Raw genomic sequence first — 25275 nt, forward strand, 5'->3', positions numbered from 1 at the left:
ATTGATCGGAGCCATGCAATGCGCCGTAAGCGCAGATTCCGGTGAAAGGTCGAAGCTCGATTCCAATAACTTTCAAGCGATGCTTGGGCCGCGCTGCCGCCCGACCTCCCAAGACACACCACCTGCACGCACGGTCGCGGCGACCTGTTGGCCCAGCCGCTGTTCAATTACCGGCCGCCACGGCACTAGACTGAATCCCATGCCGTCATCGAGCATCGCGTAGCGCCCGCTCGCCAGCATGACCGAGCGCCGGTAGATACCGGCGACCCGCTGCCCATCCGCCGTCGGGCGATGCTCCAGGCCGGTGTCGGCGGCAATGTCCTTCGCGGCCTGCGCCAGTTCCCGGTTGCGCAGCGTGCCAAGCAGGTTGCGCGCCAGGATGATGCGCTGCCCGCGCCGCTGGGCCAGCCCCTGTTCTTCGAGGAAGTCGGCGCGCTGCTGCATGGCCTGCTTCGCATCGCCGCCAAAGCCCAGGTCGCCCAAGCCAGAGCCACCGCCGATCAATTGCTGATCCAGCCAGGTCGCTCCGATGACGCGGGCCTGCCGCTCGATGGGCAGATGCGATTTCAGCTCCACCGCCGCGCCACCCAGCCGTTGCGCATCGTACTGGCGGCCACGCTCGGCCAGGTCGTCCGGCACTTTCCATAGCCCTTCGACCACGCGCTCCACGATGCCGGCCCTGCGCAGGGCTTCCAGCCGCCGGACGTGAGCCGCGACAACCTCCTGCGGGTCGCGTCCGGGCTTGGCCCGGCCCTGTTCGATGGCCAGGTGATGATCGGCACGGTACAGGCCACCACTCGCCAGCGCGGCGATGTTCTTGTCGGCGGCGCGAACCTCGGTCGAACCCTTCACTTCCACGATGGCGCCGGCCGGGTACTGCTCCAGCTCGGTGCGCGGCGGCAGCGCGACGTAGTGCGCCTTGCCGTCCACGCCGTCGATGACCAGATAGCCTCGGTCGTACAACTCGTCGGCCAGCCCTTTGCCTACGACACGGCCCACGATGCTGTGGCCGTTTTCGCCATCTTCCTGGCCGGGCTGGAACACGGCCAGCTCGCGCTGCCTGCCACCCATCGCTCGCTGCATGGTGCGGATGATGTCGCCGCGCTCGGCCATCGCCCGCAGGGTGGATTCAGCTTCTGCATGAACGGCCCAGGTGCCCGGCGCCGTTTCCGTCGCCAGCCCCATGCGCTGCAAGTGTTGCAGGCGACCGACGAGCAGCAGGCGCCGGCGTTGCAGCCTGGGTTCGGCAAGCCGTTCCGTATGAACCAGGCCATCGACGGCTTCGCGCTGCAAGGTGCGATCCAGGCTTGTCCATCGCTCCTGTTCCACTTCGCGGGCCAGGGCGCGGTGTATCTCCAGCTCGGTGCGCGGCCCCAGCCATTCGGTCGCCAGTTCCATCGCCCGCTCGCGCATGCCGCGCGTGATGTAGTCCTGCGAGACGATCAGATCCTTGCCGGTGTCGTCCTTGCCGCGCAGCACGACGTGGGTGTGCGGGTTGTCGGTGTTCCAGTGATCGACCGCCACCCAGTCCAGTCGCGTGCCCAGGTCGGCCTCCATGCGCTGCATCAGGTGCCGGGTGTAAGTGCGCAGGTCGTCGAGTTGTTCCGCGTCTTCCGGGGAGACGATGAAGCGGAATTGATGGCGGTCGCCCCGGCCGCGTTCCTCGAAGGCGGCGGTGTCGGCCTCGTCGGTCGCCGGCCCGTAGGCATGGCCCGGCCCGCCCTGCCTGTCCATCCCCTCGCGCTCGATGTAGCGCAGGTGCCGGACGGTGGAGCGGCCGCTGGCCTGCTGGAGATACACCAGCCGCACCTTGACCATGGCGCGGCGTGCGTTTGCCGTCAGCGACTGGCCGGTGAAGCGGGCCGCCACATGGCCGCGTCCCAGGCGTGAACCGGGCGCCTTGCCCCCCTTGCTGCCGGTCGCGTTGGCCGCCTTGCCGGCCTGGCGCAGCACCTGCGAAACGAAGGTGTCGCCGCGCTGCTTGGGCTTGCCGGGCCGGATGCGGAAATGGTCGTCACCGGGGGAGTTTCCACGCTGGTTCATGGCGTGGCTCCAGGCAAGCCCGTCGCACCCTGGCGGGCGAGGCACGCGGATTCTCCAATGGCTGCAAGGCATTGGCTGCTGTCGCGGCACGAAGCCGCCATCAGGCGCGTGCCGCGCCACCCCCACGTGCAGACTGGCTTTGCGCGCACCCTGGTGCCGCACCCTTCAATCTTGCCTTCCGCCTTTGCCCTTCGCTTTCGCTCCGGGCGTCGGCGGCCCGGCGGCGCTGCTGCGCAAGCAGTCAGCCCGCCGGCAAACGCGGCGACGGCCATAGGCCGGGCGCGTTCGAGGCAAGACGCCTGCACGTTGGACGGCTGCGCCGAAGGCAGCGCGAAGTGCGGTGCGAATGCACCCGCACTGCACGCGCGACGACACCGCGACGGCCAGCAGAACGACATGCCCGATGGCACGATGTGATGCACGGCGACGTGCAGCGAATCGGCGGCCATCATGGGCGTGTCTCCAGCCACACCGGATGCGCAACGCCGATCACGGCGGATGCGCTGACCGGGCCGAAATAGCGGCTGTCGAACGATGCCGGATTGGTCACGCTCAACAGGAACAGTTCGCCCGGTTCAAGGCGGCGGCAAAGCTGCAAGGATGGCAGCGGCCGGCCCAGCCGGTCGGCAGGCAGCGCGGCGGCCGCAGGCACGCCGTCGATGCGTACCTGGCCGGCGACGATGCAGACGTGTTGAGGTGCGACCGCGCCCACACGTTTGAGCAGCGGCACGCGGGTCGGCAGGTAGCCGCGCTGCGCAGCGAGCATGGCAGCCCTGTCGGGCAGCGGCACCAGCACGATGCTGTCCACGGACAGCGGACGTGGCAGCGAGGCGGTGCGCGGGTCGAACGGTTCGATGCGATACCAGCCGACCGCCACGCTGTCGGACGGGTTGTAGGTCAGACGCGGCAGAGGCGACACGAAAGCCGCCCAGGCCAGCGCAGCGAGGCCGACGGCGGCGAAGCCCGCCAGCGTGATGCGAACGCGCAGGCGCGATCGAGGATGCGGCGCGGCTTCGGGCGTGCGCGCGATGGGGGATTGGGTCGTCATGGCAGCGCCCTTCCAGCCAGCCAGGCGGAGTGCCGCTCGGCGGTGTATTCGGGCAGCGCATGGCGGGCCGCCAGACGGTTGCCCAGGGTGCGCCAGTACGCGGGCGACACGTCGATGGCGGCGATACCCAACGTTTCGATGGCGTCAATGCGTTCCAGCACGGCGCGCACGTTGGCATCGCCTTCTGCGTGCAGCAGCAGGCGTGCGCCTGGACGCACGCCGGGGATGCGCTGCACGGCATCGAGCGGCGTGGTGGTCTGCATCACCATGAGCTGCCAGCGGATCGTTCCGTAGTCGTTGGCCTGCCAGCGGATGCGGCAGAGCATCGCGCCCGGCAGGAACACCGCGCAGCGCCTCCAGTCGTCCAGGCGCAGCGTGCGCGCCGGTTCACCGAAGCGCAGATAGAGCTTGAAACGGGCCTCGATGTAGGCCAGCGCCACGCGCGTCAGCGGCGCGCTGGCGGGTTGGCCGGAAGGCACGATGAATGATGGCTGTGGCGCAGCCGTGGCCGCGCCAGCGGCAGGCGAAGCGGATGCCGTCATGGTGTGTTCTCCCTGTGGTGCTCGGGAAACTCCCGCTCCAGCAGGCCGCGCAGCAGGTCGGCCACGGTCACGCCTTGCGTGAAGGCCGACACCTTGATGCGCGCGCGCATGGCGGGCGTGATATCGAGGGTCAGGCGCGCGGTGTAGAGGTCGCCTTTGCCCAGCGCATCGGCGTCGCCTTGGCGAATCCACGCTTCTGCGTGCGGATTCGCGGGCGGACGTGCACCGATGCCGACGCGCTTGCCGCGTGATGGTGGCTTGGCTGTCATGTCGGCCACCGCAGCAGTTCGTCCACCAGGGCGGTGATTTCGCGGGCGGCGGCGCCGTCGGGCGTTGTCTCGCGGGCGAGCCGGCCAGCGGCCACGCTGTCGGCGAAGACGATGCGCTGGTGGATCTCCGAGCGCAGCGCGGGCAGCGGCTGCTCGGCCAGCGATTGCCGCGCCTCGCGGCCGATGATGGTGGTGCTGACGCGCCGGTTGATGACAAAGGCCGCGCGCAGCGCAGGCCGGAACACCTGTGCCTCGCGGATCAGCGAAACCATCTCGGCGCTGGCCCACACGTCGTAGGGACTGGGCTGTACGGGAATCAGCACGCGCTCGGCCGCCAGCAGCGCGGAGCGCGCCAAGGCGGCGATGCGCGGCGGCCCGTCAATGATGACGTGATCGGCCCGCCTGGCGAGTTCTGGCGCTTCCTGATGCAGCGTTTCGCGGGCAAGGCCCACCGCGCTGAACAGCCGTGGCAAGCCTTGCTGACTTCTGCGCTGCGTCCAATCCAGCGATGAACCCTGCGGGTCGGCATCGAGCAGGACGACATGCTGGCCGCGCAGCGCCAGTTCACCCGCGATGTGGGTGGCGAGCGTGGTCTTGCCGACACCGCCTTTCTGGTTTAGCAGAGCGAGGATCATGGCGCGGCCCTCCGTGCTGGAAAGCCGGTCTTTCGCTCCTGCTTTTCGTGCCGTTTGGTGGTTGTCCACCGAAACGGCGCGCTTCTACTAAAAGTTATGTATTTACTGTTAGGGAAGTTAAGGGGCGCGCAAACCCAGCAATGGCGCGGGTTTGCAGCCGATTTTTGTGCCTGATAGCACGAGGACTTGTTGCCTGATAGCACGAGCCTCCTGTTGCCTGATAGCACGAGTGAATTAACAGGTTTTCCCGCAGTTATCCCCGTGCCGTGGCCGGCACGGGCCGGAAGGTCAGCAGTTCGGCTTTCTCGCCAGGCATCCGCTCGATGCCCAGGACATAGCCGGGCAACGATTGACGCGCCACCAGGGCGCGCAGATCGGCGGCGAAGTCGTAGAAGCGCGCCACGCTGCCCGACTTGCGGTACAGGTGCTGGAAATCGAATTGCCAGCCGTGCTCCTGCCGGCCTCCGTGCTTGCGCACCAGCCGATACAGCCACCGCTCGATGCCGCCCGTCAGCCGGAAGTACGTCGGGTCGATGGTCAGCACCAGGGCCGCGTCCACCACGCCCGCATAGAACCAGTCCGGCAGGATCAGCTCGATGCCCAGCGGTGTGCCGCTGGCATCGGCCAGTTCCTTCCACTCGTTGATCCACGAGAAGCGATGCAGTCGCCGTCCCGTGGTTTCGCGGATGGACGTGGCCACCGTGGTCGATTGCAGTCGGTCGAGCGCGGCCTTGAGGCGCTGGTAGTCGCGTAGCGACGTACCGCGCCCGATGAAGCGCAGGATCTCGTAGGGGCGCACCTGCATCAGCCGCGAGGTCGGGATGCCCGCATCGCGGGCTTCCACGACCTGGCTGGCGGCCCAGATCAGGATGTCGGCATCCCAGATCGTGGCGATGCCGTGTTCCTGCGTGCCTTCCACGCGGATGGTGATGCCGCCTGCCCGGAAGTCGATCGGCGCCGTGCGCCGCGACTTCGCCAGCGAGAAGAACGGAAAGGCCATCAAGTCCTGGCTGTCGCGTGGTGCCATGTCGCCCGGCAGCGCGCGGAACAGGTCGAGCTGTTCGCGTTGCTGCGGTGGTCGCTGCCGCAGGGGCAGCGATGGGCTGGACATGGCGATGGCCACCGGCGAGCCAGAAATCAGCGGCCGTCACGGTAGTCGCCCGCATGCCGTTCGGCATATTCCGGGTCGGAAGTCGCCGCGTAGCTGCGCGCATCGGCCCAGGCGTCGAGGTCGCTCACGGCATACATGACGCGGCGGCCGAACTTGCGGAACTTCGGGCCGCCGCCGATCACGCGCTGCTTCTCCAGCGTGCGCGGCGAAAGGCGCAGGTACTCGGCGGCTTCGTCGTTTGTCAGGTAGCGTTGGGGCTGCGCGGGCGCAGCGACAGCAGCGGCGGCAGGCCGCAAGGGAGCGGGTCGCATGGGATGTACCTCCATCAAGCCCGGCCACACCACGCGGCCGGATAGAGGCACTTTCAAGAAAGCGAGGCTTCTTGCTAAGGGACGAATTGCAGGGACTCCAAAACGTCCCCCTTACTGCGATGCCACTGGCGGAAGCTGCGCCAGACTGCGATAGCCGCCGCGCATCAGCGCCTCGCCACGCCGCACCAGCCGCCGCACGCGGGCACGCAAGGCGCTGTCCTTGTGCCAGTCGGCCACGACGGCATCCGCGCCGAACAGCCCTTCGGCGACTTCGCGCAAGGACGCACCCGCCAGGGTCGCGTCCAGCGCCTGCAAGGTGTGCAGTTCCAGCACCGCGGCCGGCGTGGGCCGGGAGCGGGCCGCTGCCGTCGGCGCGGCAACCGTGGCGGCGGCCAAGGCGTCCAGTTCGGCCGCCAGCGTGCGATAGCGCGCGCAGGGCGTGGCGCACGCGCGGGTGGCGTAGAGGTAGGCCATGCCGTCTTCCAGGCCCGGCGCGAGCGCGAGCCGCAGGCAGCAGCCGGGCCAGTGCGACACCAACACCAGGCGCTTGCCGTCGTGGATCAGTTGCTTGCGACCAGGCACGCGCCAGAACGCGAAGGCAGAGGCTTCGGGCGGCGGGTCGGCATCTGGAAGAAGCTGCACCACGGCATCATGATCGGGGAACCAGGCTGGGTGCGCGTCGCGCGCATCCAGAGTGGGATCTTCCAGCAGGCGCAGGCCCCAAGCCAGCGCCGCGTCCGGCCGCCGGCGACGGCGCAGCCAGTCGCGGCGGTAGCCGGGGTTTCGGCGCAAGTATTCCCAAGCAAGCGCGGGGCCGTCCAGGTGCAGGACGTAGAGATAGGCCGCTGTCGGATACCAGTGTTCGGCGCTGCGATCAGTCATAGCGAGACCTCCCTGTGCTTGGGGTGCGTCGCCACGGATTCCGCCGTGCGGGAGCTATCGAAACGCCATCAGGTCATCATCAAAAAGGTTAAGCTGTAACTGTCGGTGTCAAGACCGTTTGGCTCCGGCGTGTTGCGGAAATCGTCTGAACGCGACGGCTGCGCAACCCGGAAATGGTGCGCGGCATCGGATACCGTGCCGCAGGCCGCGCCAAAGATCATGACTGTTTGCATCAGGCTGGCACCGCTTCGGTGCATCAATGCCGATTGAGACCGTACAGGTCTTGGGTAAGACCGAAATAGTCACAATGCGCCCCGGCTGGCCGGGCTGCGCTGGCCTCTATCAGTCCGTGATCGCGCCGTTCTCCTGCGCCAGCCGGACGTACTCCGACAGTGGGCGCAGCGCCTGGAAATACCGGTCCCGCCGCACCGGCAGCTTGCGCGGGCCGACGATGCCGGCCAGGTCGGAGAGCTTGACCGTGCCCAGCGAGGGCATCCCGATCCCGAGGTCGATCAGGCCGTAGGCCGTATCGCCATCGGCGGGATCGAGCGAGACCAGCAGCCAGGTCACATGCGCGTCGGGGGTGAACAGCCGCACCACGGGCAGCGGGTCGAGGTGCTGGCCAGCGGCGAGCGCCGCCCCGTGGGAGAGCAGCCGGGCGCGTTCGTCAGCGGTGACAAGTGGCAAGGTCATGGTCGGAACCCCCACGAAACCGAGGATGCGCGGATGCGCTTGTGCGTCGAAGCACGGAACCGCCAAACCGTCTCCGTGCTTTCGTGCGCAAGCACGGATGCGCAAGCCATCGCATCCTTGGAAGAACGCAAGCGCAGAAGCGCAATTGTAGGAAGCCGGAAAGACACGGATGCGATTCCCCGGTTCTGTTGGAATCCGTAGATACGGATTTCCGTAAAAGCACGGAACAGCGTTTTTCGCCAATGAGTTAAAGATAACGTGGTTTTAATTGTCCTTCGATTCGACGCTTCTGTCTATGCAGAAGCGATCCGTTCAGCCAGGCCGACCGGCCGGCGCTACCACTTTCGATGCCGACCTGGCGCAAGCCTTCGGCGCGGCGGTGCGTGCGCTACGGATGGAGCGAGGGATTGCGCAAGAATCGCTGGCGCACCTGGCCGGCATCGAGCGTTCGCACATGGGCAAGATCGAGCGTGGCGAACACATGCCCACGCTCGCGGTCATCTTCAAAATCGCCCGCGCACTCGATTGCAGTACGGCGGTGCTGATGGCCGAGACGGAAAGCCAGATCGCGGCGTCCGAGACATAGCCGCAAGCGGAGCGCGCAGCGCCTCAGGCGCGAAGGCGTGAGGGATTGAAGCCGCATGGCCGTGACGGCGAAGTCGGCACGGGGTGCAGCCCGAAAGCCCGGCGGCGCTTTCAGCGCCGACACGCCATCTTGCGCTTGTCGCCACGGGCTTCGAGCCATTCGACCATCACCGATGCGATGCTGGCCCTGAACATGCGGCGCATGAGACAACTGCCGAAACCATGTGCGTGCGGCGCTGCGATCAGCAGCATCGCGCCCCGCCGCAAGGGACGGGGCGCGGTGGGCGGCCGTCAGGCCGCCTTGGGCTTGCTGCGCGACCAGATCAGGTCGTGCGTGCCGTCCTCGCTCTCGATCAGGCGGGCATAGACCGTTGCCGGGAACGAAGGATCGTCGAGGGTCACGGAGATGTAAGCCCGCCCGGCTTCGCTGGTCTTCTTCCACCCCGCGCCGATGTCGTGGCCGGCCGCCTGAAGGCGGAAGTCGGGGGCGTTTTCGTTCTCGCCTTTGTCGTTGGCAACCAGCTTGACCTTGACGTTGAGGGTCAGGGTGCGAAGCGTGCCGGTGAAGCCGTCTTTCTCTGCGGTGAAGGTGCCGATGTTTGCCATGATGAATCTCCTTTCGGTTGAACAGGGTTCGCGCCCATCGCGTCCTGTTGTGATCCGACCGGCGGGGGACGGGCTGGCTGCACCGCTTGCGGGCGCAACGCAGTGGAGCGCCTGGAAGCGAAAAGAATTTGTCCCGCGAGGAATGCACGCAGCGCAGGGGAAATTGTTTTCGCTGGAAGGTTGTAGCCATAGAAGCCCGGCCACCGCCAGGATTCACAAACAGACAGGACGCCTTGGACCGCCCCGCCCCGAAAGGAAACATGGCCGACTCGGCTTCCCGCGTGACGGCTTCACCGGCTTGCGCCCTGGCACGGGCAAGGACAACGCCCAGCGACAAGGTGAAAGCGCCCCTGACGTAGCAGGCGGCCTCTTGCTTGAGGCGTGGCGTGGAAGCTCCATTGCAAGGCCGGGTGGCGTGTCGGTGAACCGTCCTTCGTGACGTACAGGTGACGAACCGCCAGCGTCGAGGACGGCACGCTTTCGTGCAACCTGCGGCAGCAAGCCGGGGCGTAGGCCCACAAGCCCCGACCATTGGGGCGGGGCGCATTCGGAATGTCGTCTGCGTTGTGCGCCGACGCACTTATGGGCTTCGAGGGTTTCCCGCGCACAAGGCTACTTGTGCGCCGCCCCTGCGCGGCCTGCCCGAAGGCGGCGCAGGGGCGCTCTGGTTTTGGGCCTTGAAACCGGGCGCGGCCACCGCCGCGCCCGGATTTTTGGCATTCCCCGCGCCCAAGACGGAACGGCTTGGGCGCGGGGCTGCTCTCTATTCTTTGGTTTCGATGATCCACCACACGGCACGCGGCAAGGCGCGGCCCGTGATGGGGTGCAGGTCGGTCAGGTCGGCGCGGGCTGTCCAGCCGCGAGGCGGGCGGTAGCCCCGCACGTCGCCATCGCCATGCCAGCGGCGGGCGCGTACCGTTCCGGGGGCGTAGGTCGCGGCCATGCGGGGGCGGTTCGTGGTGTCGTGGCTCATGGGGGAATCCTCGGCATGAAGCGCCCCGGCCGGAGCCGGGGCGCTATCTGTGGTGCCAGATCACGCGGCCAGTGCCTCGGCCTGCGGCTGCTCATCCGCCACGGCGGCGACTTCCTCCGGCTGTTCGGCTTCCTCGTCCGTCACCACCTCCTGCGCGTCCTGCTGCGGGGCTTCGGCGCGGAAGATGGCGGGCATCCAGCCGGTGCCATCGGCCAGCCGTTCGGCTTCGCTGGCAATGTCGGCCTTCTTCAACTTCGCCAGCCGGGTGACGTGCGCCGGGGCGTACTGTTCCACGGCTTCCAGAATCGCGGCCTTCGGCACATGCTGGAAGTAACCGTCTGCGGTCGGCTTCCACCATGCCGCCATGTCCAGCCCCACCGCTTGCGCCAGTTCCGCGCCGGGCTGGTGCTGCGTAGCGCGGGGCGTCACCACGTCCACCGTGGACGCCACGCACACGGCCAACAGGCGCACCAGTTCATCCTGCGGCTTCGCCAGCAGCGCGGCGAACAGTTCGGCGCTGTCATCCGGCAAGGCTTCGCCCGCGACTTCCTGCAAGGTGCGCAGCGCCACGGCGGCAGGCGATTCCGACATGTCCGGGGCAAGGCTTTCGAGCCGGTCTTGCTGTTTCAGGCTCACACCCAGCGGCAGATCGTGGCCGTAGTAGCTTTCCTGCAAGACGGTCTGCACCATGCCATGTACCACGGCGGCCAGCGCGGCCTGCGGATGCCGGGCGACTTCGATTTGCAGCGCGGCGGTGCGGTGGGCGCTCAACCGCTGCGCCAGCCTGTCGGACATGGCGGCGGTCTTGGGCTGCCTGTCGTCGTCTCCGTCCTCGCCTTCGTCGTCGTTCGCGGCTTCGCCTTCGCTGCCGAAACCCTGCCGCAGCCGTTCCAGCGTGCGCAGTGCCTTGGCCTCTGCTTCGCGCAGCAGCCCGCGATGAATCACTGCCTGCCCGTCGCGGTCGATGCTGACGATGGCACCGGCTGCGGCCTTCACGTTGGCCGCGTAGTCCAGCAGGCCATCTTCCAGCGCCTGCAACCGCTCGCCCAGGCGTTCGCCTTCTTCCTGCAAGGCATCGGCCTTTTCCTCGTCCTCGTCGTCCAGCGCGGCATCCACGGCTTCGGCCACTTCCTGCATCTTGGCTTGCAGCTTCTCGATGCGCTGCGCGTCGCGCTTGTTCGGGCTGCGGCGTTCCCTCGGCGCACGCTGGAAGGCTTGCAGGTCGGCATGGGTCATGCCCGGCGTGGCATCCACCCACGCCCAGCCTTCAGCCTGCACCTCGGCGGCGATGCCTGCCAGCTTGTCTTGCGCCAGCCGTTCCAGCAGCGCGGCATCGGTCAGATACACGCCCTTGTCGCCTTCCGCGAACAGGTCGCGGCGGATGCCGCCGCCTGCCTGCTGGTAGCCGTCCAGCCCGACGAAGCGCACCAGCGGATGCCGGTATGCGTCGATTTCGCGTTCGGTGAGGCGTTCGCGCAGGTTGTGCGGGTTGCGCTGCCACGTCGGCGCATCGTAGAAGGCGCTTTCCTGCGCGGCGTGGTCGTCGGTGATGGCAAGGGCCATCAACTGATCGAGCGTGACGGCTTCGGCGCGGTAGTCGGCCAGCAGCCGGGGCGACACGTTGGCGAGTTTCAGGCGGCGCTGCACCACCAGAGGGGACACGCTGAAATCGGCGGCTATGTCCTCGATGGGTCGGCCTTCGGCCACCAGCGCGGCGAATGCCTCGAACTGGTCGGCGGGGTGCATGGCTTCGCGCTGCACGTTCTCGGTCAGGCTGGCGGTGCGGGCGGTGCCATCGGCCACCAGCAGGCAAGGCACGTCCCATTCCTTGCTGATTCGATGCTTCTTCGCCAGCAGCTTCAAGGCTGCAAGGCGACGGCCACCGGCCACGACTTCGTAATGCTCGCCATCGGCGGCGGCAATGACGATCAAGTTTTGCAGCAGGCCCACACGCTGGATGCTGGCGGCGAGTTCGGGAATGGACATGCGCGGGGTCTTGCGCACGTTGCGCCCGGTCGGGCGCGACACCAGCCGCGACAGCGGAACCAGAATCAGGTTCTTGGTCGGGTCGGCAGCTTCCAGCGGGATAGCGGCGGCGGTACTGATGGCGCGGGCTTCGGTTTGGGTAACGGCGTTCATGGTGATAACTCCTATCGGTTCAGGGATGCAGCAGCGAAGAACGCGGCAAGGGCTGCTGCCTGCCCCTGCCGCGTGGGGAATCAGGCTTTCAACTGGCGCAGGCCATCGGCCAGCATCCAGAGGGCGCGATTGAGGCGCACATCGGAATCAATGCCCTGCACCGGGCGGGTTTGCTGGCGGCGACCGTTGGCGCTGCGACCATGCAATCCGCCTTTGGTCAGGTTTTCTTGGGTGCGGTTGAACACGCTCCACAAGTCCGGGCGGCGGTCGTCGAAACGGCGCGGCATCAGGATTTGCGATTCGGTGATGGGTGCAGGCTTGTTGTCGGTGGGGTCGTACTTGAGGGCCAGTGCGGAACGGGCGAACACTTCGGCTTCGCCTTCGTCCAGCGTGATAGCGCGCATGGCATCGCGGGAATCCTTCACCCGGTCGAAGCCGCGCAAGACTTCGTAAGCGCCTTCGATGACATGCCCGGAAACATCGCCTTTGTGGGGAACGCGCACATCGGCCACGGTGTCGCCGCACACCAGCCCATTGCTGCACACGAACCGGAACATGCCGGCCAACATCTGATAGCTGCTCGTCCCGTCATGGGAGTTCAGCAGCACGATTTCGTTGGCCTCCGCGCCGTTGATCTGGCTGGCGTGGCGCAGGCGCAGCATGTGTTTGGTGTGCTCGCGCTTGCCTTCGTCACGCACGCGGGTTTGCGTCACCATGAAGGGCTGGAACCCTTCCTTGCGCAGTTCGGCCAGCACGGCGGCGGTGGGGATATAGGCGTACCGCTGCGAACGGCTCTCATGCGGCGCGTCCGCGAAGATGGACGGGGCCACGCGGTGAATCTGGTCATCGGTCAGCGGGTAATCGCTGCGCATCGAGGGGGAGCGGGAAGCGAAACGGGATGCGAGTTGCATGGTCTTTCTCCTGACGAAAAGGGTTTGCTGTTCAAACCGCACACCGGATTCCTAGATTCGGAAGCCCAGCTCTTGGCTGTTCTGTGCGGTTGGCACGAGGAACCCGGTTGGCCCTGTTGCCACCGTCTTTCCTGAGTTCATCGCCCGCGGCCAAAGGAGCGCGCGGACGGGGGCCGTCAAGGAGACAAGCGCAGGGTTGGTGCGGCCCGCAGGCGCAGCCGAGGACACGGCCCTGCGCGCCTTGACGGCACACGGGAGCGGGCTACGGTCGCGGACAAGGTGATGGAGTCAGGAGAGACGGCTGGACATGGCAACGGCCGTCCCTGTGTGCCGAACCGCACGCAAGCGAAGCGCGCAGGCCCGAAGCTGGAAGCCGGGCCGTAGGCGTCAGCCGAGCGGAGCGAGGGAACGATGGAAGCCCGTCAGGGGCGAGACGCCGCAGGCGGCTCGATGCGAAGCACGACAGCGCGACCGGCCATGTTCCTGGCCGGAGACGCCAATACAGTTGCGAAGATGCAGCGAGGATCTTCGGTGGTGGACAAGCGGCCTTTGCGGGGTTCGGTATTGCCGCGCCGGCGCAGCCGGGGCGGCGGCCTTGCAGGGGCGCCAAGCGCAGCGCGGCGGGGATAGCCCACAGGACTTTCCCCTGGAGTGCAACCGGCAGCGCGTAGGCCCACAGAGCCGTAGGCGTCAGGGATCAAAGCCGGATAGCCGCGACGCGGCACGTCGGGACGGCCAACCTGTTTTATCAAAATGTAAATGACATTGAGGCACAAACGAGGCACAATGTAGCTACAAAATGTTTGAGGCAGGTATGGCAACCAGTGACGTTGTTCGCGCCCGGATTGACGGGCATATCAAAGAGGAAGCCACAAACGTGCTGGCGGGGATGGGCCTGTCCGTATCGGACGCCATCCGGATACTGCTGACGCGAATTGCGGCTGATAAGGCGCTCCCATTTGATGTGAACCGAGGGCAGCAGCAGACGAATACCAAGAAGCCATGAGGCAGCGCCTGAAAATAACTAAAAACACCAAATCACGGGCTTGAAGCCATGGATCGCTTACAGCAACTCAATTACGAAAAAGATTTCCGCATCGCCTTCTTGGAATCCAAAGGGGACGGTTTTCAACGTCTGTTCGAGAAGCTAATGTCGAAAGCCCATCCCAATGATTTCATGGCATGCCGCCCGTGGGGCAATGTTGGCGATCGGAAAAATGATGGGTACCTGCCTTCGGCGCGCATCCTCTACCAAAGTTACGCTCCCAATGAATTGACAGCCGCCGAAGCGGTCAAGAAGATCAATGAGGATTTCGACGGCGCTAAAGAGCACTGGGAGAAATATTTCGATGAGTGGACCTTTGTCCACAATGCGCAGGACGGTCGTTTGGGCCCTCACATCATCGAAGCGCTGGCGAAAATCGGGCAGGAAAACCCAAAGATCAAAATTGGCCACTGCGGCTACGAGGAGATGCTGGCGAAGTTTCGCCAGTTGAACTTGCAGGATCTCGAATCCTGGTTCGGCCCTTCGCTAACGATGGAAGCGAATGTCAATTTGGGGTTTGGCGACCTGGTGGCCGTCCTGACCCATATCAGTATCACGCCCGTGCCCACGGCCAGCGAAGTGAAAGATGTCTCACGCGGCAAGATCGAGGCAAACCTGCTGTCTCAGGCCGTCGCCGACTTTTTGAAGATCGGTATGCAGAAGTCAACGCTCGTGGAGCAGTTCTTCAATAACTGGAAGAACCCGAAGTACGGCGAGCAGATCGCGCAGGCGTTCAAAAGTGAATACTTGACGCTGCGAGACCAGATTCCCGCACTGCACCCCGATGAGATATTCGGCCGGCTCGAAACGTGGGCCGGTGGCACAGCCAACACCACGCCGACACATAAGGCGGCAGTGCTGGCCGTCATGGCATATCTGTTCGACAAATGCGAGATTTTTGAAGACGCCCAAGCGGTGGGGGCTGCATGATTCTGCCCTCCAAGCATCTGCAACAGGATCGAGCACTGTTGACCGTCGGCGCCCACGTTTTGACCTACCTTGTGCGGCCGAAGACCGTCTCTGCGTTGTGGGAGGAACTGAACAAGCATGAAACAGGCGTAGCCACAATGCCTCGGAAAATTACCTATGACTGGTTCTTGCTCGCACTCGACCTTCTGTACGCCATGGGGACCATTGAACTCGAAAGCGGCCTCGTGGCACGGAGGGCGCCTTGATTCATCACATTTTCAGTACGCTACCCAGCTTCAAGCGTATTGAAGACCTGAAGCCAGGTCTGAATGTCTTACTTGCTCAGAAAACCGAGGGTGCAAGCAGCAAGCAGACGCGCAATCGGGCGGGAAAAACCAGCTTCGTAGAGCTGGTGCATTTCCTGCTCGGCGCCGACGCCGGTCCTGAATCAATTTTTCGCACCCAGGAACTGGTTGAGCACTCCTTCGGTATGGACTTCGATCTGAAGTCGGAGCGCACCGTCGTTGAGCGCAGCGGTGGCACAAAAGCAAAAATCTTTGTGACTGCCCCGCCTGCGTCGAAGGTCAAGTTTTCGGCTACCGAGTGGTGCGCATTCCTCGGAGAGCAGATGTTTGGTTTGAGCAGCCTGGAAGCTGCCGGCAGCAAGCCGCCGTCGTTCCGTTCGCTCTTTGCCTACTTCGTGCGCCGGCAAGCAAGTGGCGCCTTCATGACGCCGGAAAAGCAGGCCACGATGCAAGGCACTGGCGACATGCAAATGGCGCTCATGTTCCTGCTCGGATTGGACTGGCAGATTGCGCGCGATTGGCAAGCAGTTCGCGATCGAGAGAAGACGCTGGAAGAGCTGAAGAAGGCGGCAGGGAATGGTGCGTTCGGCTCGATCATCGGCAAGGCGGCCGACTTGCGCACTGAGCTGACGCTGCGCGAGGCCCGTCTCAAGAAGCTTCATGTAGAAGTAGAGACGTTCCACGTTCTGCCTGAATATCGCGAGCTGGAACTTGAAAGCGCCGCACTGACCCGCCAGCTCAATGAATTGGCCAACGCCAACACCATCGACTTTTCAGCGATCCGGGATCTGGAAAGCGCACTAGCGTCAGAGGTTCCTCCTGATCTCGAAGACCTGCAGGCCGTCTATCAAGAAGCGGGCATTGTGCTTCCCGGCCTGGTGAAGCGCCGCTATGAGGACGTGAAGAGTTTTCACGAATCGGTGGTCCGCAATCGCAAGGACTACCTCTCCAGCGAACTCGAAGCTGCAAAGCTACGTATTGAACTGCGCGATGGCAAAAAGGCGCAGTTCGACCAACGGCGTGGCGAAGTGCTGGGCATCCTGAAGAGCCACGGTGCGCTGGAACAGTTCCTCAAGCTGCAAGGAGAACTGGGCCGGCTGGAGTCCGAAGTGGAATCGCTGCGGCAACGCTTTGAAGCGGCCGAACAGCTTGAAGGCACAAAGAACGAACTGGAGATTGAGCGCAATCGCCTCACCATCCGCTTGCGGCGCGATTTCGCCGAGCAGAAAGATCGACTGGCGGAGGCCATCGTCGCCTTTGAGGAGACCTCGCAGCGCCTGTACGAATCGGCCGGCAGCATGACGATAGACGAAACATCCAACGGCCCGATGTTCAAGTTTCCGATGCAGGGGCAACGCAGCAAGGGCATCAAGAATATGCAGATTTTCTGCTTCGACATGATGCTGATGCGCCTGTGTGCCAAGCGGAAAATCGGGCCTGGATTCTTAATTCATGACAGCCATCTGTTTGATGGCGTCGATGGGCGCCAAGTCATCAGCGCGTTGCGTCTGGGCTCGGAGATCGCGCAGGAGCTTGGCTTCCAGTACATCGTGACGATGAATGAAGACGATGCCTTCAAAGAGACCATTGATGGTTTCGACCTCAACGATTACGTGCTGCCTAAGCGCCTGACCGACGCCACGGAAGACGGGGGCTTGTTCGGTATTCGGTTTGGATGACGCAGAAATACAAGGTCAATTAAATCTGAAGGCCGGCGGAATTCCACTAGTTGCACAAGATTTTTCTTATAGGGGGAGAAATGGACAAGAAGACCAAAGGATCATGGTTGATTCATCACACCAACAAACTCCAAGGAATAACGAACCAAGCTGGCTACGACAAGACCTTTCTCGCGGGTAAGGCGGGCATCTTGCTCTCTGCAATCTCGTCAAACAACCACGCAACACTCAACAACGATCGTCTGAACGTTCTGGCGCAAGCGGCAAATATCAATACGACCTTCGAGCTTCCAAAACTCATCGAAGTTCTGAAACAGCAGCAACTGATTGACACCGCGAATGGGGGTGTTGCCGTTCTTGGCGTCACAACTGCGAAGACCCTCCAACATACCGCAGATATATTCGATGCCCTCATGCCAGGCGCGTCCGAAGTCGCTTCGATTGCGCTCGCGGAAAAGGCGTCGATCGAGCCCGTGCTGTCCGGCCATGTCTCCACGGAATTGGCCGACTTCTATAAGCTGGCAACACCCGACATTCAGCGCCTGATGTCCGATGCTGAACAAATTGGATTCGTGGACGCTGAAGACCTCGGCGCTGGGCAAAGATTGTTGTTTAACGGAAATCTATTCCGTCGTGAAACAACCCGAAAAATAAAAGCGGTCCTCGACTCACTTTCATCCGCCGAGCAGACAAAGCTCAATGAGCTTACTGATACGCTGAAGAAACGCGCCTGCGTCAGCACGGACTATGCGACACAACTTCTGGGCGAGCCGCTTTTCAAAAAGGTGGCTGCCATTGGGTTGTTTGATATCAGCGTTGTCAGTAATTCGACCGAGGATGCTGGGTTCCTGACACTGCCATCCGCTTTCTCAAAGTACAGCAACTCAATGGTCGATGATGCATTTGATCTGGCTAAGGCATTTGTCAGTTCCGTGACCTATGGGATGACGAAGAGCAGCTATGCCAGGGGGCAGATTCAGATGGTTGACGCGCTACTGAGCGCACTGGTTCGAGGTGAAAGCGTGGGACCAGTGAATGCCATTGCGCAGGACTACAAAGTGCTGGAATTGAAGGGTGTCGTCGAAGTCAAGCATGGCACCAAAAAGGGCCGCAGCGGCCCAATGCTGAAGTTGCTGAAAACGGAAGTTGGTGAGCTTGCATTGCAAGCCATCAGGCAAGGTGATGTCAGCGAACATTCTCTCAATTCACTGCCGACTGCGGCAGTCACCATATTCAACGGCCCTGAACACAATCGTGAGAAAGTTAGGCGAGCACAAATCAAGGCAAGCCCCAAGGCTACCAATGACATGCTCTCTATCCTCCGCACGGGAGGAGGCATATGACCAAGGGACAGCAAGTTTTGCTTAAAGGCCCCCGAATGGAGGAATTGCTGCGAAGCTACTTCCTCAAAGCCGGCTACTACGTGGTGCGAGGGGTTCCCTTTATCTACGAAGGTTTTGACGTCACTGATATTGATCTGTGGCTCTACAGTCGTACGTCATCCGTATCACGTGAAATCACTCTGGTGGATGCCAAAAACAAGAAGACGCCACAAGCTATAGAGCGGATATTCTGGGTTCAAGGGCTTCGCATTGCAACCAAAGCCACCAACGCGGTGGTCGCGACCACGGAGAAACGTCAGGAAGTAAAGGATTTCGGCCGAGATTTGGGAATCCTTGTTCTCGATGGCACCTTTCTGGGTAAGCTGGACAAGGCAGATGCCCCCAATGCGTTGAGGTTCTCTGACGAAGAATTCTTCTCAAAGATTGACGAATATTCTCTGAGCAAGCTGGATGGTGACTGGCGTGGTCGCATAGCTCATTCCAAAAGCTTGCTGGCGAAATCACTTTCGTTTGACAGTTGCAATGAGTGGCTCATGCAAGGCAAGTTCTTTGCGGAGCAATCCATAACAAAGAACAATCAGCGTGAGGTTGCTCTACGCTGCTTGTATATGGTTTGTTCGTTCATTGCGGTCGCAGTTGACTTTTGCATGAAGGAGATTTCGTTCCATGAGCAATCGGAACGCGGTGTACTTATCAAGGACGGATTCACCTATGGCTCGAAAGGTAGTGCAGGTCTCAAGAAGATATTGAATGTCTCGATGGGACTCATTGAGCAACACGCCAGCGATGGTGCGGCGACAGCCAGGCAAGTCCGATCTAGCATTGAACGACAGTTGGCGAACCTTAATACCGCCGTCCTTGGCGAGTTCTTTGCGAAGCAAGATGTCGCCAGAACACTCTTTGCTGTAGCGAAGGAGTTCGAGCAACTCGCGATGAGCAGGGATTTTTCTTCAGATACGACAGCGACACCTGAGCTTCGTAGCATGCTCTATTGTTTGCTCGATTATTGGGAACTTGACCGAGTCATGTTTTCAACCGTTTTGAAGGACAGTTAGTACGACCCCGATGACGGTTGACCGCCAACCGCGAGGGAAAAAAAGCATTTAAAAATTGGTCTGGGCTTTTAGAGTCGGCAAGGGAGGCTTGATGTATTTGGGCGGGCTAACAATTTCGCGCTTTCGGTCTTGCGACAATGTGACCGTCAGTCTCCGTCCCGATCTGACGGTCTTGGTCGGTGAGAACAATGGCGGCAAATCCAACGTCGTAGATGCGATCCGGTTACTCACCTTGCCGTTGAGCGGACGCCGGGAGCGGTATCCGGAGGATGAAGATGTACGACGCCACGCGACTGCCCCGAACTTCCAGATCGAAGGCGTTTTCCGAGAACTCAGCGACACGCTGAAAGGACTGCTGATCTCGGCAGTCCCTGATCCCACCAAGAACGAAGCCGTCTTCGGCTATCGGTATGAGTCACGGTCCGAGCGCGCGCCGCGGGGCAAAACCACTGTCTGGGCCGGGCGCTTTGACACCAACGAACCGGAGGCTGGTTCCTCTGAACTGATCCGGCATGTCTACCTGCCGCCCTTACGCGATGCGCATCAGGCGCTTGGCACTGGCAGCGGTACACGGGTCATGGCGCTGCTGCGCAACTTCCTGCCAAAGGATCAAGAACAAGATTTCCTCGCTGGCGTCAGGCGCGCGGATGACCGGCCTGACATCCTGACTACGATGAACACGGAGATCGGTACCGCCTTAGGTTTGCTGACCAATGGGGTCCGCCCGCAAACGGCAGCGTTGGACTTCGGCGCCGAAACCCTACTGGACGTCGCCCGCGATTTGAGGTTTCGTCTTGCCGATTCCGGTCTAGTGCCCGAAGACATCCGGGCTTCTGGTCTGGGCTACTCCAATTTACTCTATATGGCCACGGTGGTGGTCGAACTAGCCAAAGCCAAGGAAGCCGACCTCACGATTTTTCTCGTCGAAGAACCTGAAGCGCATCTGCACCCGCAGTTGCAGGTTCTTGTGCTCGAATTCCTGCTAGACCAAGCGCGCCAATCGACTGATCGTGTCATCGAGCCTGGCAAGCCGGAAGGCCGCATCCAGATCGTCGTGACGACCCATTCGCCGAACCTGACGGCATGGGTCTCTCCGATGCATCTAGTGGTCATGCGCTCGCGTCGTCGCGACCAAAACGGTGTCGCGGTTTCAGAATCGGTCAGTGTGCCCATTGCCGAAATCGGTCTCAAGCCAAAGACACTGGATAAGATCAGCCGCTATCTGGACGTGACGCGCTCCGCGCTGCTGTTCGGCAATAGGGCCATCCTAGTGGAAGGAATCGCGGAGGCGCTGCTGCTGCCAGTATTGGCGCAGAAGCTTGTTCTCGTCGGTGATGCCGATGGATGGCTCCGATTCAAGGGAGGGGTCATCGTGCCGATCGAAGGTGTGGACTTCCGCCCCTATGTAGAGGTGCTGCTACGCCCACATGGCGATGCACGCATCGCTGACCGGCTGATTGTGATCACCGACGCCGACCCAACTGTGTTGGGAAATCGGAAGGTTGATCTGGAAAACCTAGCCGCAACGCATGGCGCACCGCAGGCACTGACCGTGCTAACCAATCAGCACACGTTGGAGCACGAGATTTTCAGCGCTGGAAACGAAGCCTTCCTCAAGAGTGCGTTTCTTCGTCTGCATCGCAACTCGCGTCGCGACTGGGAGGATCAAATCGAGAGAGTCGCAGTGCAAGACCGTCCCGATGCATTTCTCAAGCTGATTGAGGCGAAAAAGACCCGCAAGGGCGACTTGGCCCAGGCCATGGCTTCACGTATTGCGGCGGGCGAAGCATTTGTTGTACCGCCCTATCTCGCAGATGCAATTCGTGGCGCTTCGCAAGCATGACCGGCATTCACGGTCTGACGGCTGAGCAGGAAGCATTTGCCGCACACGTTGGCGGTGCCTTCGTTCATGCTTGTCCCGGCGCTGGAAAGACCCGCACGATCATTGCTCGCCTAGCTAGGATCGCCGCCACCTTACCACTACGCCGTGGTGTGGCAGTACTCTCGTTCACAAACTCTGCCGTCGATGAGTTTCGCGAACGCTGCCAGGCCGCAGGGCTCGACTCGCTCTTGAAGCATCCTAGTTTCATGGGGACGCTTGATGCTTTCGTTAGGCATTTCGTGGTACTGCCAAGCTGCGCGGCAACAAGCCCGACGCGACCAATCATCCTCGATAGTTGGGACACTCTTGGCATAGAAATCCGGCTGTCTGGGCAATTCGCTTTTCGAGGTGATCCGGTGAGCCTAGATTTGTTCGACCCGGAAACCAATATCATTGATCCAGAGAGGATCGGACACGCCGGATTGCAAAATCATGTGCGCCAGCATCAGGTCCGATATCAACAGGCGGCGGCGCACCGGCGACGTGGCTTGTTGCGGGCAGGCTATATGAGTGCCGGCGACGCCCGCGTTCAAACGTTGGGGCTGATTCGTGACCCAGTGAATGGCGGGGCACTCGGTCGCTCGCTGGCGGCACGTTTCCACGAAGTCATGGTGGACGAAGGTCAGGATTGCAATCCGCTCGATCTGCAAATCCTGTCTTGGCTCAGAGCGCACGGCGTACATGTCACGTTCGTGTGCGACCCCGACCAGGCAATCTACGAATTTCGTAACGGCAATCCTGCAGGGGTTCATGAATTCAAGGCGACGTACCCCGTTGAATCGCATCGAGGGTTAACGGGCAATTTTCGTAGTAGCCCTGCGGTCTGCCGGTTAGCCGCCACACTTAGGAATGCTGGTCAGGTAGATCAGTCTGTCGGTGACACCGCGAATGTTGAACATCCAGTTTTGCTTCTGACATACGGTGGCCGAGGCCCAACAGCGACGATCGGTCAGGCTTTCCTTGATCGGGTAGCTGAGCTTGGCTTGGATTCGACGGACGCGATTATCCTGGCGCATTCAGGCAAGGTTGCGCAGCGGGCTGCGGGTGCGACCACCAATGACTCGAACGGAAGTTCGCGGATTGAGTCGCTGGCTCGGAAAGTGGCGGAGTTCTGGTCACCCGCCGCGACCGCGCGATCGAGAGAGGCTGTGGTTCAGGTAGTGGAAACGGTGCTTCTGGATCTCATGGGGCTACGCCAACCAAACGAGCATCTATGGAGAACCGTCGAACGCCTTGGTATGGATCGGCGAGCACATCGAAGACGTACGCTGAGTTTCCTAATGAGCCTTCCCAGAGAGTGCGGGAATACTGATGCTGATCGGCTCGCCTGGATAGCCTGTGTGCATGCGGAGATGGAACGAATGGGACTACCGCTGCCAGCCGGTGTGACCGTGCGTAATTTCTTTCGTCGGCCAACCAATGCGCAATGGTCGAACCATCTTCAAATGCCGATCGTTCTTGGCCTTGCATGTGCCAAGATTCACGAGGCGAAAGGCCGTGAGTACGGTGCAGTGTGCGTCGTGATTCCACCCAATCGCGCTCCTGAAAACCGGAGTGAAGCTCTGTTCGAGTCGTGGGAAGCACGCGCCGACGCAGAGGCCAAGCGCGTGCTCTACGTCGGTTTGACGCGCGCCCAGCATCTTGGTGTGCTTGCAGTGCCAGTCGCCTTCGCCGATCGTTGCGTTGCCGTGCTGACCGCTGGTCAAGTAGCTCATACAAGGAGGGACTTGTAAAGTCCCGGCGGAATGCCATGTCGATCATCATTGGTGCCACTCCTGCACCGATGAGCACGAGTGTTTCGTGCATATTGACCCTGATCGACTTGGGGCTCTGAATCAGCGCCTAGCTATGTCGTCGTCACGCTGTTCAATTTGCAGCCGGGCACGTGCGGTCGCCTGCTGTAGCCGCTCGGCCAGCATTTCGCGTGGCGGCAATGTCGTTAGGTATTCGGCAACGTGGATACCTGACTTATCCAGTTCTAGCAGTTCGATCTGCTCGCGCTTCTTGCCGGTGCAAAGGATGATCCCCAGCGGCGAGGCTTCAGCCGGCTCGCGCTCGTGTTTGTCCAGCCAGCGAAGGTAAAGCTCCATCTGTCCTTTGTAGGCCGCCTTGAAGTCGCCTACCTTCAACTCCACCGCGACCAATCGCTGCAGCTTTCGGTTGTAGAACAGCAGGTCGAGGTGGAAGTCGTCCCCGTCAATTTGGATGCGCTTCTGCCGGGCCACGAAGCTGAAACCCGCGCCCAGTTCCAGCAGGAAGGATTCCATTTCGCGGATGATCGCCGCCTCCAAGTCGCCTTCCTGCCAAGTGTCCCGCAGCCCCAAGAAGTCGAGGATGTACGGGTCGCGCATGACCAGGGCGGGCGACATGCGCTGCGCATCGCGCATCGTCGCCAGTTCCTTCGCGATCGTCTCGCTCGGCTTCTTCGACAGCGCCGTGCGTTCGTACAGCATCGAGTCGATGCGCTCGCGCAGAGTGCGCACGCTCCAGCGTTCGGCGCTCGCCATCTGCGCGTAATAGTCCCGCTGGAGCGGGTCTTTCAGCGGGATCAGGGCGATGAAGTGCGTCCAGCTCAATTGTCGTATCAGTGATACGACAATCTGCTCGTCCGGGAACGTGGCGGCGAACTGCACCATTCTGCGCAGGTTCTTCATCGAAAAACTGCTGCCGTACTCCTTCACCAACTGCGTCGCGAGGGTCAGCACGACTTCTTCGCCGTAGTCGGCCCGCCGCCCCTCCAGAACCTGCGTGTGGATGCGCTGACCGATGCGCCAGTAGAGCATCGTCAGTTCGCTATTCACTGCCGAGGCGGCGCGCTGCCGCGCCGCCTCGATCAGCACTCGAATGTCGCCCAACAGCACCGCCGGCGCTGCGGGCAAAGGCGCGGATACCTTGCTCCTGATCATGCTGTCGCCTCCGCTGGAGGTTGCTTGGTGCCGGTGATCGTCTTGCGCCGGCTCGCCACCAGTTCGGCCGCTTCGCGCACCGGCTTGTCCTCGGTGTGGACGTAGCGCATGAACATCGCCACGGTCTTGTGCGCCGTCAGCACCATACCGACCTTGACCGGGATGCCGGAATTGGCAATGTCAGTCGCCGAGCGGTGGCGGATGCCGTGCGTGCCGACGTGAGGCACGCCAGCCGCCTTGAGCGCCCGAGTCCAGCCGCCGTAGTGCTCGCCATATGTCAGGTGCTTGGCTGGGTCGTTGGGCGACGGCAGAACGTATGGGCAACCTTCCCGGCGGGGTGCGGTCGAAAGCAGCCGGTGGGCTTCTTCGCTCAAGGGCTTGGACATGCCGCCGGTCTTGCTGTCGGGCCACACCACGCGCCGGTTTTCCAGGTCGATCCAACTCCATTCGAGCGCGCAGATTTCGGAGCGGCGGCCGGCGAACTCGAATTGCAGCCGGATCGCCAGCGGGATGACGTAGTTCTCCAGCCCCTCGGCCTCCAAGTGATCCAGGTGACGGAAGATCCGCGCCATTTCCTCGTCATTGATGAGACGGGTAGCCTTGCCCGCCGGGAACATGGGAACGTGTCGGCAGGGATTGGTGCCATCCGGGCGGAAGCCCCACACTTCGGCCATGTTGAACATCTTGCGCAGCACGCCGAACGTGTGATTCGCGTCGGCCGGCTTGTATGCCAGCTTCTCCATCAACCCGGCAATGTCGGGGCGCTTCACATCCTGAACCTTCTTGCGGCCCAGCAACGGGACGATGTTGCGGTCGATGACGGCCTGATAGCCTTCCTGCGTGCTCGGCTTGTTGCGTTTCTTGGAGTAGTCCTCCATGAACTTCTTGCACAACGCTTCGACCGTCGGTGCTTTGCGCGCCTCGGCCTTGGCCCCGCCGGGGTCGCCGCCCCGGCGAACCTCGGCCAGCCAGTCCTGCGCCATCACGCGGGCCTGCTCCACGGTCAGTTCGCCGAACAAGCCTAGGGCGGGCTTGCGGCGCTCTCCGGTGTTCGTCCGGTACTGGAGCATGAACACCTTGCGGCCCGCCGGAGTGATCTTGCACAGGAAGCCGGGTACCACGGTATCCCGCAGTTCAACGGCCTGCGCCTGGGGTTGCGCCGCATCCACGGCGGTTTTGGTGAGCTTGATCTTAGCCATGATGACTCCTCGGAAAGACCCGTTTCCAAGAGCCACATGGGGGCCAAGCGGAGGGAAGCCGGGTCAGGTTTCAGAAAGCACCGGCATATGATGGACACGGCTAAGTTATTGATAAACCTGCTGTATCGGGTCTGAGCGCAGTCCAGCGAATTTCGATGCTGGAGTCATCGTGAAATAAAAAAACTCCCTCCCCGCTGGGCAGTC

General features: G+C 62.3%; 26 protein-coding genes. 9 read left to right on the forward strand and 17 right to left on the reverse strand.

Annotated elements, in window-relative coordinates; all coding sequences use genetic code 11:
- Positions 1 to 72: 72 nt before the first annotated feature.
- The 10 genes from F0P95_RS15620 to F0P95_RS15665 all read right to left on the reverse strand — a co-directional run bounded on the left by F0P95_RS15620 (position 73) and on the right by F0P95_RS15665 (position 7639).
- Entirely contained in the window at positions 73 to 2043 is a 1971-nt protein-coding gene (locus F0P95_RS15620; RefSeq protein WP_041111052.1) for a relaxase/mobilization nuclease domain-containing protein, read from the reverse strand.
- Between the two features lie 448 nt (positions 2044 to 2491).
- A complete protein-coding gene (locus F0P95_RS15625) occupies positions 2492 to 3091 on the reverse strand; it encodes a S26 family signal peptidase (protein WP_182334978.1) in 600 nt (199 codons plus the stop codon).
- The gene (locus F0P95_RS15630) at positions 3088 to 3633 is read right to left on the reverse strand and encodes a DUF2840 domain-containing protein (protein ID WP_182334979.1); all 546 of its coding nucleotides are present in this window, start codon (positions 3631 to 3633) and stop codon (positions 3088 to 3090) included. Before F0P95_RS15630 ends, F0P95_RS15625 begins: the two co-directional genes overlap by 4 nt.
- Complete coding sequence (locus F0P95_RS15635; protein ID WP_182334981.1) at positions 3630 to 3902, reverse strand: chromosome partitioning protein ParB; 273 nt, start codon at positions 3900 to 3902, stop codon at positions 3630 to 3632. The genes F0P95_RS15630 and F0P95_RS15635 overlap by 4 nt, the downstream gene beginning before the upstream one ends.
- Positions 3899 to 4537 (reverse strand): ParA family partition ATPase, encoded by a 639-nt coding sequence (gene parA, locus F0P95_RS15640; RefSeq protein WP_182334983.1) that lies wholly within the window; start codon positions 4535 to 4537, stop codon positions 3899 to 3901. The genes F0P95_RS15635 and parA overlap by 4 nt, the downstream gene beginning before the upstream one ends.
- Positions 4538 to 4790: 253 nt before the next feature.
- Positions 4791 to 5660 carry a replication initiator protein A gene (locus F0P95_RS15645; RefSeq protein ID WP_425515882.1) on the reverse strand — a complete coding sequence of 290 codons (870 nt, stop codon included), beginning with the start codon at positions 5658 to 5660 and terminating at the stop codon, positions 4791 to 4793.
- A 14-nt stretch (positions 5661 to 5674) separates the two neighbouring features.
- Positions 5675 to 5959, reverse strand: a complete 285-nt coding sequence (locus F0P95_RS15650; protein ID WP_076412929.1) for a helix-turn-helix transcriptional regulator — start codon at positions 5957 to 5959, stop codon at positions 5675 to 5677.
- A gap of 111 nt (positions 5960 to 6070) precedes the next feature.
- On the reverse strand, positions 6071 to 6841 hold the full coding sequence (locus F0P95_RS15655) for a DUF2285 domain-containing protein (RefSeq protein ID WP_182334987.1): 771 nt from the start codon (positions 6839 to 6841) through the stop codon (positions 6071 to 6073).
- Positions 6842 to 6909: 68 nt separating this feature from the next.
- Positions 6910 to 7062 carry a hypothetical protein gene (locus tag F0P95_RS15660; RefSeq protein ID WP_182334989.1) on the reverse strand — a complete coding sequence of 51 codons (153 nt, stop codon included), beginning with the start codon at positions 7060 to 7062 and terminating at the stop codon, positions 6910 to 6912.
- Between the two features lie 121 nt (positions 7063 to 7183).
- Positions 7184 to 7639, reverse strand: a complete 456-nt coding sequence (locus F0P95_RS15665) for a DUF2958 domain-containing protein (protein WP_425515883.1) — start codon at positions 7637 to 7639, stop codon at positions 7184 to 7186.
- A gap of 190 nt (positions 7640 to 7829) precedes the next feature.
- On the opposite strand from F0P95_RS15665, the gene F0P95_RS15670 reads away from it, so the two are divergent.
- Positions 7830 to 8120 (forward strand): helix-turn-helix domain-containing protein, encoded by a 291-nt coding sequence (locus F0P95_RS15670; RefSeq protein WP_182337039.1) that lies wholly within the window; start codon positions 7830 to 7832, stop codon positions 8118 to 8120.
- A 110-nt stretch (positions 8121 to 8230) separates the two neighbouring features.
- Here the strand turns inward: F0P95_RS15670 and F0P95_RS15675 are convergent, their stop codons facing one another.
- The 5 genes from F0P95_RS15675 to F0P95_RS15695 form a co-directional block, all read right to left on the reverse strand.
- Entirely contained in the window at positions 8231 to 8371 is a 141-nt protein-coding gene (locus F0P95_RS15675) for a hypothetical protein (RefSeq protein WP_182334990.1), read from the reverse strand.
- Between the two features lie 39 nt (positions 8372 to 8410).
- The gene (locus F0P95_RS15680; protein WP_182334992.1) at positions 8411 to 8725 is read right to left on the reverse strand and encodes a DUF736 domain-containing protein; all 315 of its coding nucleotides are present in this window, start codon (positions 8723 to 8725) and stop codon (positions 8411 to 8413) included.
- Between the two features lie 763 nt (positions 8726 to 9488).
- Positions 9489 to 9698, reverse strand: coding sequence for a hypothetical protein (locus F0P95_RS15685; protein WP_033474825.1), 210 nt, complete (start codon positions 9696 to 9698; stop codon positions 9489 to 9491).
- Positions 9699 to 9758: 60 nt separating this feature from the next.
- Positions 9759 to 11837, reverse strand: a complete 2079-nt coding sequence (locus F0P95_RS15690) for a ParB/RepB/Spo0J family partition protein (RefSeq protein ID WP_182334994.1) — start codon at positions 11835 to 11837, stop codon at positions 9759 to 9761.
- An 80-nt stretch (positions 11838 to 11917) separates the two neighbouring features.
- On the reverse strand, positions 11918 to 12748 hold the full coding sequence (locus tag F0P95_RS15695; RefSeq protein ID WP_182334995.1) for a DUF932 domain-containing protein: 831 nt from the start codon (positions 12746 to 12748) through the stop codon (positions 11918 to 11920).
- A gap of 814 nt (positions 12749 to 13562) precedes the next feature.
- Between F0P95_RS15695 and F0P95_RS15700 the strand changes: the two genes are divergently transcribed.
- The 8 genes from F0P95_RS15700 to F0P95_RS15735 all read left to right on the forward strand — a co-directional run bounded on the left by F0P95_RS15700 (position 13563) and on the right by F0P95_RS15735 (position 22699).
- Positions 13563 to 13754: a type II toxin-antitoxin system RelB/DinJ family antitoxin gene (locus tag F0P95_RS15700; RefSeq protein ID WP_028622339.1), complete on the forward strand. Its 192-nt coding sequence runs from the start codon at positions 13563 to 13565 to the stop codon at positions 13752 to 13754.
- 48 nt (positions 13755 to 13802) lie between these two features.
- Positions 13803 to 14723 carry an ABC-three component system protein gene (locus tag F0P95_RS15705; RefSeq protein ID WP_182334996.1) on the forward strand — a complete coding sequence of 307 codons (921 nt, stop codon included), beginning with the start codon at positions 13803 to 13805 and terminating at the stop codon, positions 14721 to 14723.
- Positions 14720 to 14968 carry an ABC-three component system middle component 6 gene (locus tag F0P95_RS15710; RefSeq protein WP_182334997.1) on the forward strand — a complete coding sequence of 83 codons (249 nt, stop codon included), beginning with the start codon at positions 14720 to 14722 and terminating at the stop codon, positions 14966 to 14968. The genes F0P95_RS15705 and F0P95_RS15710 overlap by 4 nt, the downstream gene beginning before the upstream one ends.
- The gene (locus F0P95_RS15715; RefSeq protein WP_182334999.1) at positions 14965 to 16686 is read left to right on the forward strand and encodes an ABC-three component system protein; all 1722 of its coding nucleotides are present in this window, start codon (positions 14965 to 14967) and stop codon (positions 16684 to 16686) included. The genes F0P95_RS15710 and F0P95_RS15715 overlap by 4 nt, the downstream gene beginning before the upstream one ends.
- 80 nt (positions 16687 to 16766) lie before the next feature.
- Positions 16767 to 18029: a hypothetical protein gene (locus F0P95_RS15720; protein WP_182335001.1), complete on the forward strand. Its 1263-nt coding sequence runs from the start codon at positions 16767 to 16769 to the stop codon at positions 18027 to 18029.
- On the forward strand, positions 18026 to 19084 hold the full coding sequence (locus F0P95_RS15725) for a hypothetical protein (RefSeq protein WP_198422009.1): 1059 nt from the start codon (positions 18026 to 18028) through the stop codon (positions 19082 to 19084). Before F0P95_RS15720 ends, F0P95_RS15725 begins: the two co-directional genes overlap by 4 nt.
- Before the next feature lie 91 nt (positions 19085 to 19175).
- Positions 19176 to 20927 carry an ATP-dependent nuclease gene (locus tag F0P95_RS15730; protein WP_182335003.1) on the forward strand — a complete coding sequence of 584 codons (1752 nt, stop codon included), beginning with the start codon at positions 19176 to 19178 and terminating at the stop codon, positions 20925 to 20927.
- Complete coding sequence (locus F0P95_RS15735; RefSeq protein WP_182335004.1) at positions 20924 to 22699, forward strand: ATP-dependent helicase; 1776 nt, start codon at positions 20924 to 20926, stop codon at positions 22697 to 22699. The genes F0P95_RS15730 and F0P95_RS15735 overlap by 4 nt, the downstream gene beginning before the upstream one ends.
- 102 nt (positions 22700 to 22801) lie before the next feature.
- Here the strand turns inward: F0P95_RS15735 and F0P95_RS15740 are convergent, their stop codons facing one another.
- Together F0P95_RS15740 and F0P95_RS15745 are read right to left on the reverse strand one after the other, a co-directional pair.
- The gene (locus tag F0P95_RS15740) at positions 22802 to 23872 is read right to left on the reverse strand and encodes a PDDEXK nuclease domain-containing protein (protein WP_182335006.1); all 1071 of its coding nucleotides are present in this window, start codon (positions 23870 to 23872) and stop codon (positions 22802 to 22804) included.
- The gene (locus tag F0P95_RS15745) at positions 23869 to 25071 is read right to left on the reverse strand and encodes a tyrosine-type recombinase/integrase (RefSeq protein WP_182335007.1); all 1203 of its coding nucleotides are present in this window, start codon (positions 25069 to 25071) and stop codon (positions 23869 to 23871) included. Before F0P95_RS15745 ends, F0P95_RS15740 begins: the two co-directional genes overlap by 4 nt.
- Positions 25072 to 25275: the final 204 nt, after the last annotated feature.

Origin of the sequence: Stenotrophomonas acidaminiphila (assembly GCF_014109845.1) — a bacterium.
In the GTDB taxonomy this organism is placed as follows: Bacteria; Pseudomonadota; Gammaproteobacteria; order Xanthomonadales; family Xanthomonadaceae; genus Stenotrophomonas; species Stenotrophomonas acidaminiphila.

Bases quoted from the DNA above. Each gene is read 5' to 3' on its own strand.
- F0P95_RS15620 (WP_041111052.1), bottom strand. From the start codon at position 2,043: ATGAACCAGCGTGGAAACTCCCCCGGTGACGACCATTTCCGCATCCGG.
- F0P95_RS15625 (WP_182334978.1), bottom strand. From the start codon at position 3,091: ATGACGACCCAATCCCCCATCGCGCGCACGCCCGAAGCCGCGCCGCAT.
- F0P95_RS15630 (WP_182334979.1), bottom strand. From the start codon at position 3,633: ATGACGGCATCCGCTTCGCCTGCCGCTGGCGCGGCCACGGCTGCGCCA.
- F0P95_RS15635 (WP_182334981.1), bottom strand. From the start codon at position 3,902: ATGACAGCCAAGCCACCATCACGCGGCAAGCGCGTCGGCATCGGTGCA.
- parA (WP_182334983.1), bottom strand. From the start codon at position 4,537: ATGATCCTCGCTCTGCTAAACCAGAAAGGCGGTGTCGGCAAGACCACG.
- F0P95_RS15650 (WP_076412929.1), bottom strand. From the start codon at position 5,959: ATGCGACCCGCTCCCTTGCGGCCTGCCGCCGCTGCTGTCGCTGCGCCC.
- F0P95_RS15655 (WP_182334987.1), bottom strand. From the start codon at position 6,841: ATGACTGATCGCAGCGCCGAACACTGGTATCCGACAGCGGCCTATCTC.
- F0P95_RS15660 (WP_182334989.1), bottom strand. From the start codon at position 7,062: ATGATCTTTGGCGCGGCCTGCGGCACGGTATCCGATGCCGCGCACCAT.
- F0P95_RS15670 (WP_182337039.1), top strand. From the start codon at position 7,830: ATGCAGAAGCGATCCGTTCAGCCAGGCCGACCGGCCGGCGCTACCACT.
- F0P95_RS15675 (WP_182334990.1), bottom strand. From the start codon at position 8,371: ATGCTGCTGATCGCAGCGCCGCACGCACATGGTTTCGGCAGTTGTCTC.
- F0P95_RS15680 (WP_182334992.1), bottom strand. From the start codon at position 8,725: ATGGCAAACATCGGCACCTTCACCGCAGAGAAAGACGGCTTCACCGGC.
- F0P95_RS15685 (WP_033474825.1), bottom strand. From the start codon at position 9,698: ATGAGCCACGACACCACGAACCGCCCCCGCATGGCCGCGACCTACGCC.
- F0P95_RS15690 (WP_182334994.1), bottom strand. From the start codon at position 11,837: ATGAACGCCGTTACCCAAACCGAAGCCCGCGCCATCAGTACCGCCGCC.
- F0P95_RS15695 (WP_182334995.1), bottom strand. From the start codon at position 12,748: ATGCAACTCGCATCCCGTTTCGCTTCCCGCTCCCCCTCGATGCGCAGC.
- F0P95_RS15700 (WP_028622339.1), top strand. From the start codon at position 13,563: ATGGCAACCAGTGACGTTGTTCGCGCCCGGATTGACGGGCATATCAAA.
- F0P95_RS15705 (WP_182334996.1), top strand. From the start codon at position 13,803: ATGGATCGCTTACAGCAACTCAATTACGAAAAAGATTTCCGCATCGCC.
- F0P95_RS15710 (WP_182334997.1), top strand. From the start codon at position 14,720: ATGATTCTGCCCTCCAAGCATCTGCAACAGGATCGAGCACTGTTGACC.
- F0P95_RS15720 (WP_182335001.1), top strand. From the start codon at position 16,767: ATGGACAAGAAGACCAAAGGATCATGGTTGATTCATCACACCAACAAA.
- F0P95_RS15725 (WP_198422009.1), top strand. From the start codon at position 18,026: ATGACCAAGGGACAGCAAGTTTTGCTTAAAGGCCCCCGAATGGAGGAA.
- F0P95_RS15730 (WP_182335003.1), top strand. From the start codon at position 19,176: ATGTATTTGGGCGGGCTAACAATTTCGCGCTTTCGGTCTTGCGACAAT.
- F0P95_RS15735 (WP_182335004.1), top strand. From the start codon at position 20,924: ATGACCGGCATTCACGGTCTGACGGCTGAGCAGGAAGCATTTGCCGCA.
- F0P95_RS15740 (WP_182335006.1), bottom strand. From the start codon at position 23,872: ATGATCAGGAGCAAGGTATCCGCGCCTTTGCCCGCAGCGCCGGCGGTG.
- F0P95_RS15745 (WP_182335007.1), bottom strand. From the start codon at position 25,071: ATGGCTAAGATCAAGCTCACCAAAACCGCCGTGGATGCGGCGCAACCC.